The organism is Pseudomonas agarici, from assembly GCF_900109755.1.
GTDB classification, from domain to species: domain Bacteria; phylum Pseudomonadota; class Gammaproteobacteria; order Pseudomonadales; family Pseudomonadaceae; genus Aquipseudomonas; species Aquipseudomonas agarici.
Genome location: NZ_FOAR01000031.1, coordinates 28,355 through 42,704, shown reverse-complemented (window position 1 = coordinate 42,704; position 14,350 = coordinate 28,355). Strand labels below are relative to the sequence as shown.

12 protein-coding genes are annotated in these 14,350 nt (G+C 59.1%); 3 read left to right on the top strand and 9 right to left on the bottom strand.

Annotation, left to right across the window (positions count from 1 at the left end):
* Positions 1-184: 184 nt before the first annotated feature.
* The 3 genes from rpoD to rpsU form a co-directional block, all read right to left on the bottom strand.
* Positions 185-2,032: an RNA polymerase sigma factor RpoD gene (gene rpoD / locus BMX68_RS22145; RefSeq protein WP_017129820.1), complete on the bottom strand. Its 1,848-nt coding sequence runs from the start codon at positions 2,030-2,032 to the stop codon at positions 185-187.
* A 67-nt stretch (positions 2,033-2,099) separates the two neighbouring features.
* Complete coding sequence (gene dnaG, locus BMX68_RS22140; protein WP_026012955.1) at positions 2,100-4,064, bottom strand: DNA primase; 1,965 nt, start codon at positions 4,062-4,064, stop codon at positions 2,100-2,102.
* A gap of 435 nt (positions 4,065-4,499) precedes the next feature.
* Complete coding sequence (gene rpsU, locus BMX68_RS22135; RefSeq protein ID WP_002551877.1) at positions 4,500-4,715, bottom strand: 30S ribosomal protein S21; 216 nt, start codon at positions 4,713-4,715, stop codon at positions 4,500-4,502.
* A 195-nt stretch (positions 4,716-4,910) separates the two neighbouring features.
* Between rpsU and tsaD the strand changes: the two genes are divergently transcribed.
* Entirely contained in the window at positions 4,911-5,936 is a 1,026-nt protein-coding gene (tsaD, locus tag BMX68_RS22130; protein WP_017129822.1) for a tRNA (adenosine(37)-N6)-threonylcarbamoyltransferase complex transferase subunit TsaD, read from the top strand.
* Positions 5,937-5,980: 44 nt separating this feature from the next.
* Here the strand turns inward: tsaD and plsY are convergent, their stop codons facing one another.
* Entirely contained in the window at positions 5,981-6,550 is a 570-nt protein-coding gene (plsY, locus tag BMX68_RS22125; protein WP_017129823.1) for a glycerol-3-phosphate 1-O-acyltransferase PlsY, read from the bottom strand.
* A gap of 74 nt (positions 6,551-6,624) precedes the next feature.
* Here plsY and folB point away from each other — a divergent pair, with 74 nt between their 5' ends.
* Positions 6,625-6,978 (top strand): dihydroneopterin aldolase, encoded by a 354-nt coding sequence (folB, locus tag BMX68_RS22120; RefSeq protein ID WP_017129824.1) that lies wholly within the window; start codon positions 6,625-6,627, stop codon positions 6,976-6,978.
* Positions 6,969-7,487 (top strand): 2-amino-4-hydroxy-6-hydroxymethyldihydropteridine diphosphokinase, encoded by a 519-nt coding sequence (gene folK / locus BMX68_RS22115; RefSeq protein WP_017129825.1) that lies wholly within the window; start codon positions 6,969-6,971, stop codon positions 7,485-7,487. Before folB ends, folK begins: the two co-directional genes overlap by 10 nt.
* 25 nt (positions 7,488-7,512) lie before the next feature.
* Here folK and BMX68_RS22110 read toward each other — a convergent pair whose 3' ends face one another.
* The 5 genes from BMX68_RS22110 to glpE form a co-directional block, all read right to left on the bottom strand.
* Positions 7,513-8,742 (bottom strand): multifunctional CCA addition/repair protein, encoded by a 1,230-nt coding sequence (locus BMX68_RS22110; RefSeq protein ID WP_017129826.1) that lies wholly within the window; start codon positions 8,740-8,742, stop codon positions 7,513-7,515.
* Between the two features lie 62 nt (positions 8,743-8,804).
* Positions 8,805-10,376 (bottom strand): SpoVR family protein, encoded by a 1,572-nt coding sequence (locus BMX68_RS22105; RefSeq protein ID WP_017129827.1) that lies wholly within the window; start codon positions 10,374-10,376, stop codon positions 8,805-8,807.
* Positions 10,373-11,644, bottom strand: coding sequence for a YeaH/YhbH family protein (locus BMX68_RS22100; RefSeq protein ID WP_017129828.1), 1,272 nt, complete (start codon positions 11,642-11,644; stop codon positions 10,373-10,375). Before BMX68_RS22100 ends, BMX68_RS22105 begins: the two co-directional genes overlap by 4 nt.
* Before the next feature lie 135 nt (positions 11,645-11,779).
* Entirely contained in the window at positions 11,780-13,702 is a 1,923-nt protein-coding gene (locus tag BMX68_RS22095; RefSeq protein ID WP_017129829.1) for a PrkA family serine protein kinase, read from the bottom strand.
* 301 nt (positions 13,703-14,003) lie between these two features.
* The gene (gene glpE / locus BMX68_RS22090) at positions 14,004-14,333 is read right to left on the bottom strand and encodes a thiosulfate sulfurtransferase GlpE (protein ID WP_017129830.1); all 330 of its coding nucleotides are present in this window, start codon (positions 14,331-14,333) and stop codon (positions 14,004-14,006) included.
* Between the last annotated feature and the right edge of the window lie 17 nt (positions 14,334-14,350).

The following is a 14,350-nucleotide window of genomic DNA, read 5'->3' as shown; positions in this document are numbered from 1 at the left end:
TATATGAAGAAAAGCCGCAACTGGTTCCTCGACCACCAGCGGCAGGCTGACGAGGTATACCCTTGGATCTGTTCACAACTTTGCAGCACTTCGGCATAGAGCGAAACCTAGCTGCAGCCGCTCATGAGGCTGGTCAGCAGATGAGCCAGAAAGCAAAACCCCCGGCGGGCCGGGGGTTTTGCTGTTACTCGTCGAGGAAGGAGCGCAGATGCTCGCTTCTCGTCGGGTGGCGCAGCTTGCGCAACGCCTTGGCTTCGATCTGACGAATCCGCTCGCGGGTGACATCGAACTGTTTGCCGACTTCCTCAAGGGTGTGGTCGGTGTTCATGTCGATGCCGAAGCGCATGCGCAGGACCTTGGCTTCACGGGCGGTGAGGCCGGAGAGAACTTCGCGAGTCGCTTCCTTGAGGCTCTCGACGGTAGCAACATCGATTGGCGACTGCATGGTCGAGTCTTCGATGAAGTCACCCAGGTGAGAGTCTTCGTCATCACCGATCGGGGTTTCCATGGAGATCGGCTCTTTGGCGATCTTCAATACCTTGCGGATTTTGTCCTCGGGCATTTCCATGCGTTCGCCCAGCTCTTCCGGGGTCGGTTCGCGACCCATTTCCTGCAGCATCTGCCGGGAAATGCGGTTGAGCTTGTTGATTGTCTCGATCATGTGCACCGGAATACGGATGGTGCGGGCCTGGTCGGCGATCGAGCGAGTGATCGCCTGACGGATCCACCAGGTGGCATAGGTCGAGAATTTGTAGCCGCGACGGTATTCGAACTTATCCACCGCTTTCATCAAGCCGATGTTGCCTTCCTGGATCAGGTCGAGGAACTGCAAGCCACGGTTGGTGTATTTCTTGGCGATGGAGATCACCAGGCGCAAGTTGGCTTCAACCATCTCTTTCTTCGCGCGACGGGCCTTGGCCTCGCCGATCGACATGCGACGGTTGATGTCCTTGATCTCGGCAATCGTCAGGCCGGTTTCGGCTTCGAGCGCGCTCAGCTTCTGCTGGCAACGGACGATGTCCGGCTGCAAGCGGCCGATGGCTTCGGCATATTTGCTCTTACCCTTGGCCAGAGCAGCAGTCCAGCTTTCGTCGATTTCGTTGCCTGGGAACTGGCGCAGGAAGTCGGCACGTGGCATCCGGGCATCACGCACGCACAGCTGCATGATGGCGCGTTCTTGCTGACGCAGGCGATCCAGGGCACCGCGAACACGCTCGACCAGGGCTTCGAATTGCTTCGGTACCAGTTTGATCGGCATGAACAGCTCGGCCAGGGCCAACAGTTCGGCGATGGCCGCCTTGTTGTGGCGACCGTGCTTTTTCAGCGCCTTGGTGGTGATCTCCAACTGGTCGGCCACGGCGCCAAAGCGCTGGGCGGCGATGATTGGATCAGGACCGCTTTCGGCTTCTTCTTCGTCGTCGCTGGCCTCGGCTTCATCGTCGTCACTGTCATCGTCTGCTTTGGCAGCCTTGGCATCGATGGGCGGCGGAACTTCGGCGGCAGGCGGCGCAATGCCGTCGTCCGGGTCGATATAACCGCTGAGGACGTCGGACAGGCGACCACTCTCGGTGGTGACGCGGGTGTATTCGCCGAGGATGTGTTCAACCGTGCCAGGGAAGTGCGCGATTGCGCCCATCACTTCACGAATGCCCTCTTCGATACGCTTGGCGATTTCGATTTCGCCTTCACGCGTGAGCAGCTCCACCGTACCCATTTCGCGCATGTACATGCGCACTGGGTCGGTAGTGCGACCAATGTCGGTTTCCACGGCCGCCAACGCCGCAGCCGCTTCTTCGGCGGCTGCTTCGTCGGTGTCGGCTTCGGCCAACAAAAGGGCATCCGCATCCGGAGCACTCTCGAATACGTTGATCCCCATGTCGTTGATCATGCGGATGATGTCTTCCACCTGTTCCGGATCTGAAATATCCTCCGGCAGGTGGTCGTTGACCTCCGCGTAAGTCAGGTAACCCTGCTCACGACCACGGCTGATCAACTCTTTGAGGCGAGACTGCTGTTGCGCTTTTCCGGACATAACACCCTATCCACTGAAGGTCTTGGCGGGCAAAAAACAAGCCGAGGATTATACCCGAGCTATGACCTCACGCGCCAGTTGAGGTCGGGTTTGAGGCAGGAAGATTGCGTTTTAGCAGATCAAGCAGCAAAGATTTCTCTTCGGTGCTCAATTCGCTTTGACGCGACTTCCTGAGAAGTTGTTCCAACTTTCGCTCGCGCTGACGGGCTGACAAGCTAGTTATGGTGTCGAAAAACTGTTGTTCAAGGTTTTCCCCTTCGATCAGCCACTCCTTTTCCGCCAGGCGGGTCAGCAATCGGCCCTGTTCGGTGCCGTGCCAACGCGAGATCAACTGAAATGAGCTTAGCTTAGGATTCTTTTGCACGGCTTCGAGCAAGGCCACCAGAAGCTGTGTATTGGTGTTGTCTTCATCGGCGAAGTGACCAGCGGTCTCGACCTTCTCGGCCAGTCGCGGATGATGGACCAGGGTCCGCAAGGCGGTCAGGGTCGGTGGTTCGACGGCGGTCGGGACTCTCGGGGCACGTGGCTGGTCGCGATCAGCGCCGTGCTTGCCATTTTTGTTCCAGGGTTTCTTGTCCCATTTCTTGCCGCCGGCGCCTGGTTTTTTCGGGCTCCACTCCTGCTGGGGCGCATAGGCCTCCTGCGGTGGGTGGTAGTCCGAGTAGTCTGGGAGGGCGTCGTAGTCGATGCCGGGATCATAAGCGGGTGGTGGACCATCCATCGGGGCGCTGTGCGCCAGCCGACTGACGGCTTCGTGGGTCAGGCCGGTGATTTCCGTGAGGCGTTGACGCATCAGGATCTTCAGATTCGCCCCAGGAATCTGGTCGATCAGCGGCGCGGCGAGAGTGGCCATGTGGGCCTTGCCTTCCAGTGAGCGAGGATCGGCTTCTTCGGTCAGTTGCTGGAAGAAATAATCGGCCAGTGGCTGCGCGTGCTGGTTGATCCGGGCGCGAAAGGCATCAGTGCCTTCCGTGCGGATCAGGGTATCCGGGTCTTCGCCTTCGGGCAGGAACAGAAAGCGCGCACGCCGTCCGTCCTGCAGGCTGCTCAAAGTCGCTTCCAGTGCGCGCCAGGCGGCATTGCGGCCGGCCTGATCGCCGTCAAAGCAGAACAGCACGTTGGGCACGATGCGAAACAGCTTTTTCATGTGGTCTTCGCTGGTCGCGGTGCCGAGCGTCGCTACGGCGTTGCGCAGACCTTGCTGGGCCAGGGCGATGACATCCATGTAGCCCTCGACGACGATGATCTCGTCAAGGTTGCGGTTGTTCTTGCGAGCCTCGAACAGGCCGTAGAGTTCCTGGCCCTTGTGAAATACCGGGGTTTCCGGTGAGTTCAGGTACTTGGGTTTGTCGTCGCCCAGCACCCGGCCGCCGAAGGCGATGATACGGCCGCGGCTGTCGCGGATCGGGAACATCACGCGATCGCGGAAGCGGTCATAACGTTTGCCAGTCTCGGCGTTTTCGATCAGTAGGCCGGCGTCGATCATGGCTTTTTGCTGCAGCGTGTCGCTGGACAGGTGCTTGAACAGGTTGTCCCAGCCCGGCGGGGCAAAGCCCAGGCCGAAGTCGCGGGCTATTTCGCCAGTCAGGCCGCGACCCTTGAGGTAGTCCACGGCAGCTTTGCGGGCCGGGTGGCTTTTCAGCGACTGACGATAAAAATCGGCTGCCGCGGTCAGCAGCGGGTAGAGCGGTGAGTCGGTGGGTTGTCGCGGCTTGTGCGGCCGGCCGCTTTCCTCGCGGGGGATCTCCATGCCGGCGGCTTTCGCCAGCTCTTCGACGGCCTGGGGGAAGTCCAGGTTGTCGTGGTCCATGATGAAACCGAGGGCATTGCCTCCCGCGCCGCAGCCAAAGCAGTAGTAGAACTGCTTGTCCGGGCTGACGCTGAAGGACGGGGTCTTTTCCTTGTGAAAAGGGCAGCAGGCGGTGTAGTTCTTGCCGGCCTTTTTCATTTGCACGCGCGAGCTGACCACGTCGACAATGTCGGTGCGGTTCAGAAGGTCGTCAATGAAGCTCTGGGGAATTAGCCCGGCCATGGCGTTCTCGTCGTTGCTGCGCTGCAAGGGGATCCCGAAAGGGGCGGGACGTCGTCGGGGCGTGCAGGCATGTGCGCTGCTCGATTGCTCGTCGTCTGCTCAATCATCGTCGGGAAGTGTATCTGCCGAAAACTCACTGACCTTAATTTAATCAGCTTTTCAGGTTTCGATTTATAACTGTCGCTGTCGGGCGCACCGCCGGTCAAAATGACCGCACAACGCCGCAAGCTGGAAAGGGTGTGCTCGTCGGTAGCCTTGGTAGGCTCGTCAGTAAAGACGCGCACCACTGGCAAGAAGCCAGGTCTGACGTGCTGAAGCGGGTTCGTCTGGGTCGCATCGGCGGCTTTGACGGTGAAGCATCAAGCGATATCCGCAAATGCCATTAGCCCGGCTAAGAGCCGGGCTTGGCAGAAGCTTGCGACGGACGTCTGTGTATTAGTACAGACGAACGGCGCGGCGCTGTTCGCGCTGAACTTTCTTGGCGTGACGCTTAACAGCAGCGGCTGCTTTGCGCTTACGCTCGGAAGTCGGCTTCTCGTAAAATTCGCGGCTACGAACTTCAGCCAGAACACCGGCTTTTTCGCAGGAGCGCTTGAAACGACGCAGAGCTACGTCGAAGGGTTCGTTCTCTTTAACTTTGACGGCTGGCATCCAGAGCTACCTTCATTCATTACCGGGGTCGACGTCCTCAGGCAAAAGCGCACTGGAGATCGTCGGTTTTTAAGGGTTGCGGATGTTAACCTCTCATCGTCAGGAATGCAAAGCCTCTGATCGAAAACCACTGGTCTGAGCCCGGGGTGGCGACTATGATGCGCGCCTTCGAATTCAGCCTCAGGGCGTAAATCCATGCTAGTACTGGGATTGGAAACTTCCTGCGACGAAACCGGCGTCGCGCTGTACGACAGTGAGCGCGGGCTTCTGGCCGATGCGCTGTTCAGTCAGATCGACCTGCATCGAGCCTATGGCGGGGTGGTGCCGGAGCTGGCCTCCCGTGATCACGTCAAGCGCATGCTGCCGCTGATTCGCCAGGTGCTGGCCGAGGCCAATTGCCTGCCCAGCGAGATCGACGCGATCGCCTATACCGCCGGTCCTGGTTTGGTCGGAGCCTTGTTGGTCGGGGCTTCGTGTGCCCAGGCGTTGGCCTTTGCCTGGGGGATACCGGCCCTGGGCGTGCATCATATGGAAGGTCATTTGCTGGCCCCGATGTTGGAAGCGCAGCCACCGCAGTTCCCGTTTGTCGCGTTGCTGGTCTCGGGCGGTCATACGCAGTTGGTTCGGGTCGACGGCATCGGTCAATACGAGCTGCTGGGCGAAAGCCTGGACGACGCCGCCGGCGAGGCCTTCGACAAGACCGCGAAGATGATCGGCCTCAATTACCCAGGCGGGCCAGAAATTGCCCGCCTAGCCGAACGGGGTGTACCCGGACGCTTCGTCTTCCCGCGACCGATGTGCGATCGGCCAGGCCTGGCGTTTAGCTTCAGCGGCCTGAAAACTTTCGCGCTCAACACCTGGCAGCAGTGTGTCAGCACTGGGGACGACGGTGAGCAAACCCGTTGCGACATCTCGCTGGCCTTCCAGCAGGCAGTGGTGGAAACTTTGACTATCAAGTGCAAGCGGGCGTTGAAGCAGGCAGGTATGCAGCGTCTGGTGATTGCTGGCGGCGTCAGTGCCAACAAGGCCTTGCGCGTGTCGCTGGAGACAATGCTCAGTGAGATGAAGGGCAAGGTGTTCTACGCGCGTCCTGAGTTCTGTACCGATAACGGCGCGATGATCGCATTTGCCGGTTGTCAGCGGCTGCAGGCCGGCCAGCAGGAAAGCCTGGCGATCAGCGTGCGGGCGCGTTGGCCGATGGAGCAGTTGTCGCCACTTTGACTGCTGGGCTGTGGATAGGGTTGCAGTATTTTCATCCGCGACGATCAGAAATGTCGTTCGCGACCGGCAAAGAGGTCGCGTAGATTGCCACGGTGGCGCCAGACGATCAGGCCGGTGAGCAGGCTCATCGGCAACAGCGCCGCCGGTTCCTGCCAGGCCAATAGCGGGAGGGTCAGCGGTGTGGCGATCAAGGCCGCGAGCGAGCTGGTGCGGGTGAGGTAGAAGGTCAGGATCCAGACGGCGATGGCCAGCAAGGCGGCGGGCGGGTAAAGCCCCAGCAGCATGCCGGCGGCTGTCGCGACGCCTTTGCCTCCGCGAAAGCGGAAGTACAGTGGGAGCAGATGGCCGAGGACGGCGCAGAGCCCGACCCAGGCCTGTTGTTGCAGTGACAGCCCGGCAAATCCGGCGATCAGCACGGGCAGCAGGCCCTTGAGCAAATCGCCGAGCAACGTCAGGATTGCCAGCTTCTTGCCAGCCAGGCGCAGCATGTTGGTCGCACCGGCATTGCCCGAGCCACTCATGCGGGGGTCGGGGTTTCCGCTCAGGTGGCTGAGCAAAATGGCAAAGGACAGAGAGCCGAGCAGGTAGGCGAGGATCGCCAGTAACCAAAACATGCTAACTATTCCGGGTGAGGATGCCCTGATTCTAACGGCGCATTGCGCCCTTGTCGTGCGGTGGAGAAGAGCGCTTGGACAGAGTGTTTATCGAGGGCCTGGAAGTCGACACCGTGATCGGTGCCTATGACTGGGAGCGTGGCATCAAGCAATGCCTGCGTCTTGACTGCAGTTTCGCCTGGGACAATCGTCCTGCGGCGGCGGGTGATGACCTGACCCTGGCCCTCGACTATGCGAGCGTGTCGGCGCGTATCCAGGCCTTTGCCGCGCAATCGCAATTCCAATTGGTGGAAACCTTCGCCGAACGACTGGCACAAGTGCTGATGAGCGAGTTCCAGATTTCCTGGTTGCGCCTCAAGTTGACCAAGCCGGGTGCCGTTGCGGCGGCCAGGGGTGTGGGCGTGGAGATCGAGCGCGGATGTCGCTAACTCAGGTTTATCTCGGGCTCGGCAGCAATATCGAGCGCGAAACCCATGTGCGGGCTGGCTTGGAGGCGCTGGCCGGTTTTCTGTTGGATATTCGCTGTTCGGCGGTGTTCGAAAGCCAGCCGGTGGGGATCAAGAGCGGGCCATTCTTCAATTTGGTGGTATCGGCTACCACTGACCTGCCGTTGCTGGAGCTGGATCGCCGGTTGAAGTTCATCGAGGCCGACAACGGTCGTTATGCGCCAGGTCGCAAGGGGTTGCCGCTGGACATCGATGTATTGCTGTATGGCGAGCAGGTGGGGAATTTCGATGGGCTGATTCTGCCCCGTGCGGAAATTCTGAAAAACGCCTTCGTTTTGTGGCCATTGTCGTTGATTGCGCCAACAAAACTGCACCCTGAAGTAGGCAAGAGTTTTGCGGCACTGTGGCAGGAGGCGAGCATCGATCAGGTGCTGGCACCGGTTGCGTTCGAGTGGCGTGGCACTGCGTTGACGCCGCCGGATCTGTTGTAGAGCCGGCTTCGGCACGGGTTGTGTTTCAGCCGGTGGCTTTTTCTTTGTAGGTCTTGAGAGCCTTCAAGCGCTCATGCTTGAGCGCTTCACCCAGCTCCGGCCCCTTGATGCCCTTTTCAAGCAGTGGCTGCACTGCCACCGCCTTGGCCGCGAGTGCCGCGCCGCGCAGATAGGCGGCCTGTAGATAGTCCCGCTCTTCCAGCCCTTGGCGGCCCCGGGCATCCATCTCGCAGGCGACGATAAACTCCTCGAAACGTTGTGGGCGGCGATAAACATCGAAGCTCTGTAATAACTCCAGCAAGGTCGAGGGCCTCAGTTCCAAGGCGCGATGGCCGTGGGTATGGTACTCGGCCACCAGCAACGCCAGCTCCTGGCAGTCGCGGGGTACCTTGTAGCGTTCGTTGACGGCCTTGATCAGTTTCAGTCCCTTGAACTCATGGGCGATATGTCTTGGCCATTCGCTCTCGGGTGTGAGGCCTTTGCCCAGGTCGTGCAGCAGGCAGGCCCAGCGCACGCTGAGCGGCTGCCGGTAGCGGGCGGACTGCTGCAGCACCCTGAGGGTGTGGAGGCCGCTGTCGATCTCAGGGTGGTGGGCTTCGGGTTGCGGGACACCGAACAGGGCATCGACTTCTGGAAGCAGTACCGCCAACGCACCACACTCGCGCAGCACCTGGATAAACACCTGGGGTTGGTCTTCCATCAGGGCGCGGGAGATTTCTTTCCAGCTACGCTCGGCGGTCAGGGCTTGCAGTTCGCTCGATTCGGCCAGTTGACGCATCAGGGCGAGGGTCTGCGGTGCGACCTTGAAACCCAGGTCGGCGTAGCGTGCCGCGAAGCGGGCAACACGCAACACCCGCAGCGGATCTTCGGCGAACGCGGGGGAAACATGGCGGAGTACGCGGGCCTCAAGGTCTCGCTGGCCATGATAAGGGTCGATCAGCTTGCCATGGTCGTCCTCGGCCATGGCGTTGATTGTCAGGTCACGGCGGATCAAGTCTTCTTCGAGGCTGACTTCGGGGCTGGCATGAAAGGTAAAGCCGCCGTAGCCACGCCCGCTTTTGCGTTCGGTGCGGGCCAGGGCGTATTCCTCGCCGTTTTTAGGGTGAAGAAAGACCGGGAAGTCGGCGCCGACCGGACGAAATCCTTTGGCGAGCATGTCGTCAGCGGTGGCGCCGACCACAACCCAGTCGATATCGGTGACCGGTTGGCCCAGCAGGCGATCACGAACCGCACCGCCGACTTTATAGATCTGCATGAAAAACCTCCGTTAGCCCCGCAGGATAACCCGTGTGGCCGGCTAACGCAGGCATCGTTTGCTCAGAGATGAGTCATGGCCAGGTCCAGTCGACCGTAGTCGCTTTCGCTGTACTCGCTTCTGGGCGGTACGTGATGAGTTTTCATGATCTGGTCGCCCTGCAGGGTCTCTAGATGGATATCGAAGCCCCAGAGGCGGTGCAGATGCTTGAGCACTTCCTCGGTCGAGTCGCCCAGAGGTTTGCGGTCATGCTGTTGATGGCGCAAGGTCAGTGAACGATCGCCACGGCGATCGATGCTCCAGATCTGTACGTTGGGTTCGCGGTTACCGAGGTTATATTGTGCGGCCAGGGTTTCACGAATGGTCCGGTAGCCGCCCTCGTCGTGGATGGCCGGGACCAGCAGGTCGTCGCGCTGATCGTCATCGAGGATGCTGAACAGCTTCAGGTCGCGGATCACCTTGGGCGACAGGTATTGCAAGATAAAACTCTCATCCTTGAAGCTGCTCATGGCGAACTTGATGCTGGACAGCCAATCGCTGCCGGCCAGCTCCGGGAACCAGCGACGATCCTCCTCCGTTGGCTCCTCGCACATCCGTCGGATATCCCGGTACATGGCGAATCCCAGGGCGTAGGGGTTGATACCGTTGTAATAGGGGCTGTCGAAACCGGGTTGGAACACCACGCTGGTATGGGAAGTGAGGAATTCCATCATGAAGCCTTCGGTGACCAGCCCTTCGTCGTAGAGGTCGTTCATCAGCGTGTAGTGCCAGAACGTCGCCCAGCCCTCGTTCATTACCTGGGTCTGGCGCTGCGGATAGAAATACTGGGCGATCTTGCGCACGATGCGCACGATTTCCCGCTGCCATGGCTCCAGCAGCGGCGCATGTTTCTCGATGAAATAGAGAATGTTTTCCTGGGGCTCGGAAGGGAAGCGGGCATTGTCCTTGTCGCTGAGCTTATCCGCGCCCTTGGGAATGGTACGCCACAGGTCGTTGATCTGTTTTTGCAGGTGTTCTTCTCGGTCTTTCTGTCGCCGCCGTTCTTCCTCCGCGGAAATCGGGTAGGGGCGTTTGTAGCGGTCGACGCCGTAGTTCATCAGGGCATGGCAGGAGTCGAGCAGGTCCTCGACCGCGTCGATGCCGTGGCGTTCCTCGCATTGCATGATGTATTGCTTGGCGAAGACCAGGTAATCGATGATCGAACTGGCGTCGGTCCAGGTCCGAAACAGGTAGTTGCCCTTGAAGAAGCTGTTATGGCCATAGCAAGCATGGGCCACCACCAGCGCCTGCATGCAAATGGTGTTTTCCTCCATCAGGTAGGCGATGCAGGGATCGGAGTTGATCACGATTTCGTAGGCCAGACCCATCTGGCCCCGGCTGTAAGATTTTTCTGTGCTGAGGAAATGCTTGCCGTAGGACCAGTGGTGGTAGCCCAGGGGCATGCCCACTGAGGCATAGGCGTCCATCATCTGCTCGGCGGTGATCACTTCGATCTGGTTGGGGTAGGTGTCCAGGGCATAACGTTCGGCGATACGGCTGATTTCGCGGTCGTAGGCCTGGATCAGCTCGAATGTCCATTCCGAACCGGTGGAAATAGGCTGGCGCTTCTGTTGTTTCTGCTCTCTGGCGGTCATGTCACTAACCTGCGCTGGAAGAGTTCACGGAAGACCGGATAGATATCGCCGGCCGAGACCAGTTGCTGTTGGGCAAACGTATCTTTGAACGCCTCGCTGATGCGTTCGTATTCGTACCATAGAGCCTGGTGTTCGCGAGGGGTGATCTCTACGTAAGTGTAGTACTGCACGAACGGCATGATCTGGTTGATCAGGATGTCGCGGCAGATCGGTGAGTCGTCGTTCCAGTTGTCGCCGTCGGAGGCTTGGGCCGCATAGATGTTCCATTCATTGGTCGGATAGCGCTCGGCCATGATTTCCTGCATGAGTTTCAAGGCGCTGGACACGATGGTGCCGCCGGTTTCCCGCGAATAGAAGAATTCCTCCTCATCGACTTCCCGGGCGCTGGTGTGATGACGGATGAACACCACTTCGATCTTGTCGTAGTTGCGCTTGAGAAACAGGTACAACAGGATAAAGAAGCGTTTGGCGATGTCCTTGGTCGCCTGGGTCATGGAGCCGGAGACATCCATCAGGCAGAACATGACCGCCTTGGAGCTGGGGTTGGGTTGCTTGACCAGCAGGTTGTATTTCAGGTCGAAGGTGTCGAGGAACGGCACGCGATGAATGCGTGCGCTGAGTTTTTCGATTTCCGCCTCGATGTCTTGGATATCACCGAAATTGTCGGGTTCTTCGCGTTTTAGCCGCTCCAGTTCGGCCTTGGCCTCCTTGAGTTTCGCGCGACTGCTGCCAGACAGGGCGATGCGCCGCGCATGGGCCGAGCGCAGGGTCCGGATGATATTGATGCGCGAGGGGTTGCCTTCGTTGCTGATTCCGGCGCGAACGGTCTTGAAAGTGTCGGTACCGGTGAGATTGCGCTTGACCAGGTTGGGCAGCTCCAGGTCCTCGAACATGAACTCGAGGAATTCTTCCTGGGTGATCTGGAAGACGAATTCATCCATCCCTTCACCGGAATTGCCGGCCTTGCCAGGGCCGCGGCCACCTCCTCCGCCCGGTGGTCTGGGGATATGTTCGCCGCTGGTGAATTCCTTGTTACCGGGATGGACCACGGTCTGTTTGCCGCCACGCCCATGGTGCAGCACCGGTTCATCGATATCGCGACCCGGGATGCTGATCTGCTCGCCGTGCTCCATATCGGTGATGGAGCGGCGGCTCACGGCTTCCTCTACCGCCTTTTTGATATGGTCACGATAACGTCGCAGGAAGCGCTGACGGTTCACCGTGCTCTTGTTCTTGCCATTAAGACGTCGGTCGATCACATAGCTCATGGGGAGCCCTCCGGGCAGCCTCAAGTTACAAGCTTCCTGCAGCAGGCTGGAAGCTTAAAGACAAGCGGTCGACCGAACACTCGGACACGTTCGACCACGTGCCCGAGACCTGCAGTCTGGCGCTTGCAGCTGCCTTTACTGCGACTTCCTGACCCGCAGGTACCACTCGGAGAGCAGGCGTACCTGTTTGTCGGTGTAGCCGCGTTCGACCATGCGCGTAACGAAGTCGTTGTGTTTTTGCTGGTCTTCCTTGCTCGCTTTGGCGTTGAAGCTGATGACCGGCAGCAGGTCCTCGGTGTTGGAGAACATCTTTTTCTCGATGACCACCCGCAGCTTCTCATAGCTGAGCCAGGTTGGGTTCTTGCCATTGTTGTTGGCCCGAGCCCGCAGTACGAAGTTGACGATCTCGTTGCGAAAGTCCTTCGGATTGCTGATACCGGCCGGTTTTTCGATTTTTTCCAGCTCTTCGTTCAGGGCCACGCGATTGAGGATTTCCCCGGTTTCCGGGTCGCGGTACTCCTGGTCCTGGATCCAGAAATCGGCGTAGAGCACATAACGATCGAAGATGTTCTGGCCGTACTCGCTGTAGGACTCCAGGTACGCGGTCTGGATTTCCTTGCCGATAAACTCGATATAGCGCGGCGCCAGGTATTCCTTGAGGAAGCGCAGATAGCGTTCGCGGGTTTCGGCCTGGAACTGTTCCTGTTCGATCTGCTGCTCCAGCACATACAACAGATGTACCGGGTTGGCGGCGATTTCATGGGGATCGAAGTTGAAGACCTTCGACAGGATCTTGAAGGCGAAGCGGGTCGACAGGCCGTTCATGCCTTCGTCGACGCCTGCGCTGTCGCGGTATTCCTGAATCGACTTGGCCTTCGGATCGGTGTCCTTGAGGTTTTCGCCGTCATAGACTCGCATTTTTGAGTAGATATTCGAGTTTTCCGGCTCCTTGAGGCGCGAGAGCACGGTGAACTGAGCGAGCATCTTCAGGGTGTCGGGCGCGCAGTGGGCTTTGGCCAGGGAACTGTTGAACAACAGCTTGTCGTAGATCTTCACTTCGTCGCTGACCCGCAGGCAGTACGGGACCTTGACGATGTAGATGCGGTCGATGAAGGCTTCGTTGTTCTTGTTGTTGCGGAAGGTGTGCCACTCCGACTCGTTGGAGTGAGCCAGCAGGATCCCAGTGAAGGGAATGGCGCCGAGGCCTTCGGTGCTGTTGTAGTTGCCTTCCTGGGTGGCGGTCAGCAGTGGATGGAGCACCTTGATCGGTGCCTTGAACATTTCCACGAACTCCATCAGGCCCTGGTTGGCCCGGCACAGTGCTCCCGAATAGCTGTAGGCATCGGCGTCGTTCTGCGGGAATTCTTCCAGCTTGCGGATATCGACCTTGCCCACGAGCGCGGAGATGTCCTGGTTGTTCTCGTCACCCGGTTCGGTCTTGGCCACGCCGATCTGGTTGAGGATCGACGGGTAGAGCTTGACGATGCGGAACTGACTGATGTCGCCGCCGAACTCGGCCAGGCGCTTGGTGGCCCACGGCGACATGATGGTGTTCAGGTAGCGCCGGGGTATCCCGAAGTCTTCCTCGAGGATCGCGCCATCTTCCGTGGCGTTGAACAAGCCCAGGGGCGACTCGAAGACCGGCGAGCCCTTGATGGCATAGAAGGGGACTTTCTCGATCAGCTGTTTCAGTTTTTCGGCCAGGGACGACTTGCCGCCTCCGACAGGACCGAGCAGGTAGAGGATCTGCTTCTTCTCTTCCAGGCCTTGGGCGGCGTGGCGGAAATACGAGACGATCTGGTCGATGCATTCTTCCATCCCGTGGAAGTCTTCAAAGGCCGGATAGCGACGGATCACTTTGTTGGAGAAGATGCGCGACAACCGTGAGTTGGTGGAGGTGTCCAGCAGTTCGGGTTCGCCGATTGCCAAGAGCAACCTTTCGGCTGCCGACGCATAGGCACTACGATCCTTTTTGCACAGGTCGAGATACTCCTGCAACGTGAGTTCTTCTTGCCGTGTGGATTCGAAGCGTTGTTGGAAATGGCTGAATATGCTCATGACGTCACCTCGCTCGATACTTGGAGCCGGTGCCGGATCAGTCAGTCGAGTGCTGGCATGCAACCGCTGAGCAGTTGCTGTTTACCCCCCCAGAACACCCCCAAGGCGACGATAGCCTTGAAAATTACTCCCGATGACCCGCATGCCGGTGTACCGGCTCTCCCCTGATTTGGATGGCCTGAGCTTAAGGATAGTTCGGAATCCGGGAGATCAAGGCGAGATGCGCAATTAGTTGCGCCTGACCGTTCGTCAGAAAGCACTCTAGCCCGCTGTTTGTACGGGCTGGAGCGAAAGAAAAAAATTATTCGGAAATATTCCGGGTTGTTTCCGAGGGAAAAGTCGCACGCCACAGTTCGAAGCCGCCATCGAGGCTGTAGACCTCGGAGAAGCCCTGGCTGACCAGATAGGCCGCCGCGCCCTGGCTGGAGTTGCCATGGTAGCAGCACACCACCAGGGGCTGGTCCAGGTCGGCCTTGGTGATGAAATCATGCAGGGAATGATTGTCCAGGTGCGTTGAACCACTGATGTGGTTCTGGGCAAACGCCTGCGGATCGCGGACATCGACAACCACGGCACCTTGCTCACGCAGGGCCTGGGCTTGTTCGGGGGGGATGCGTTTGAATTCGCTCATCATGGGCTCCGTCTGGG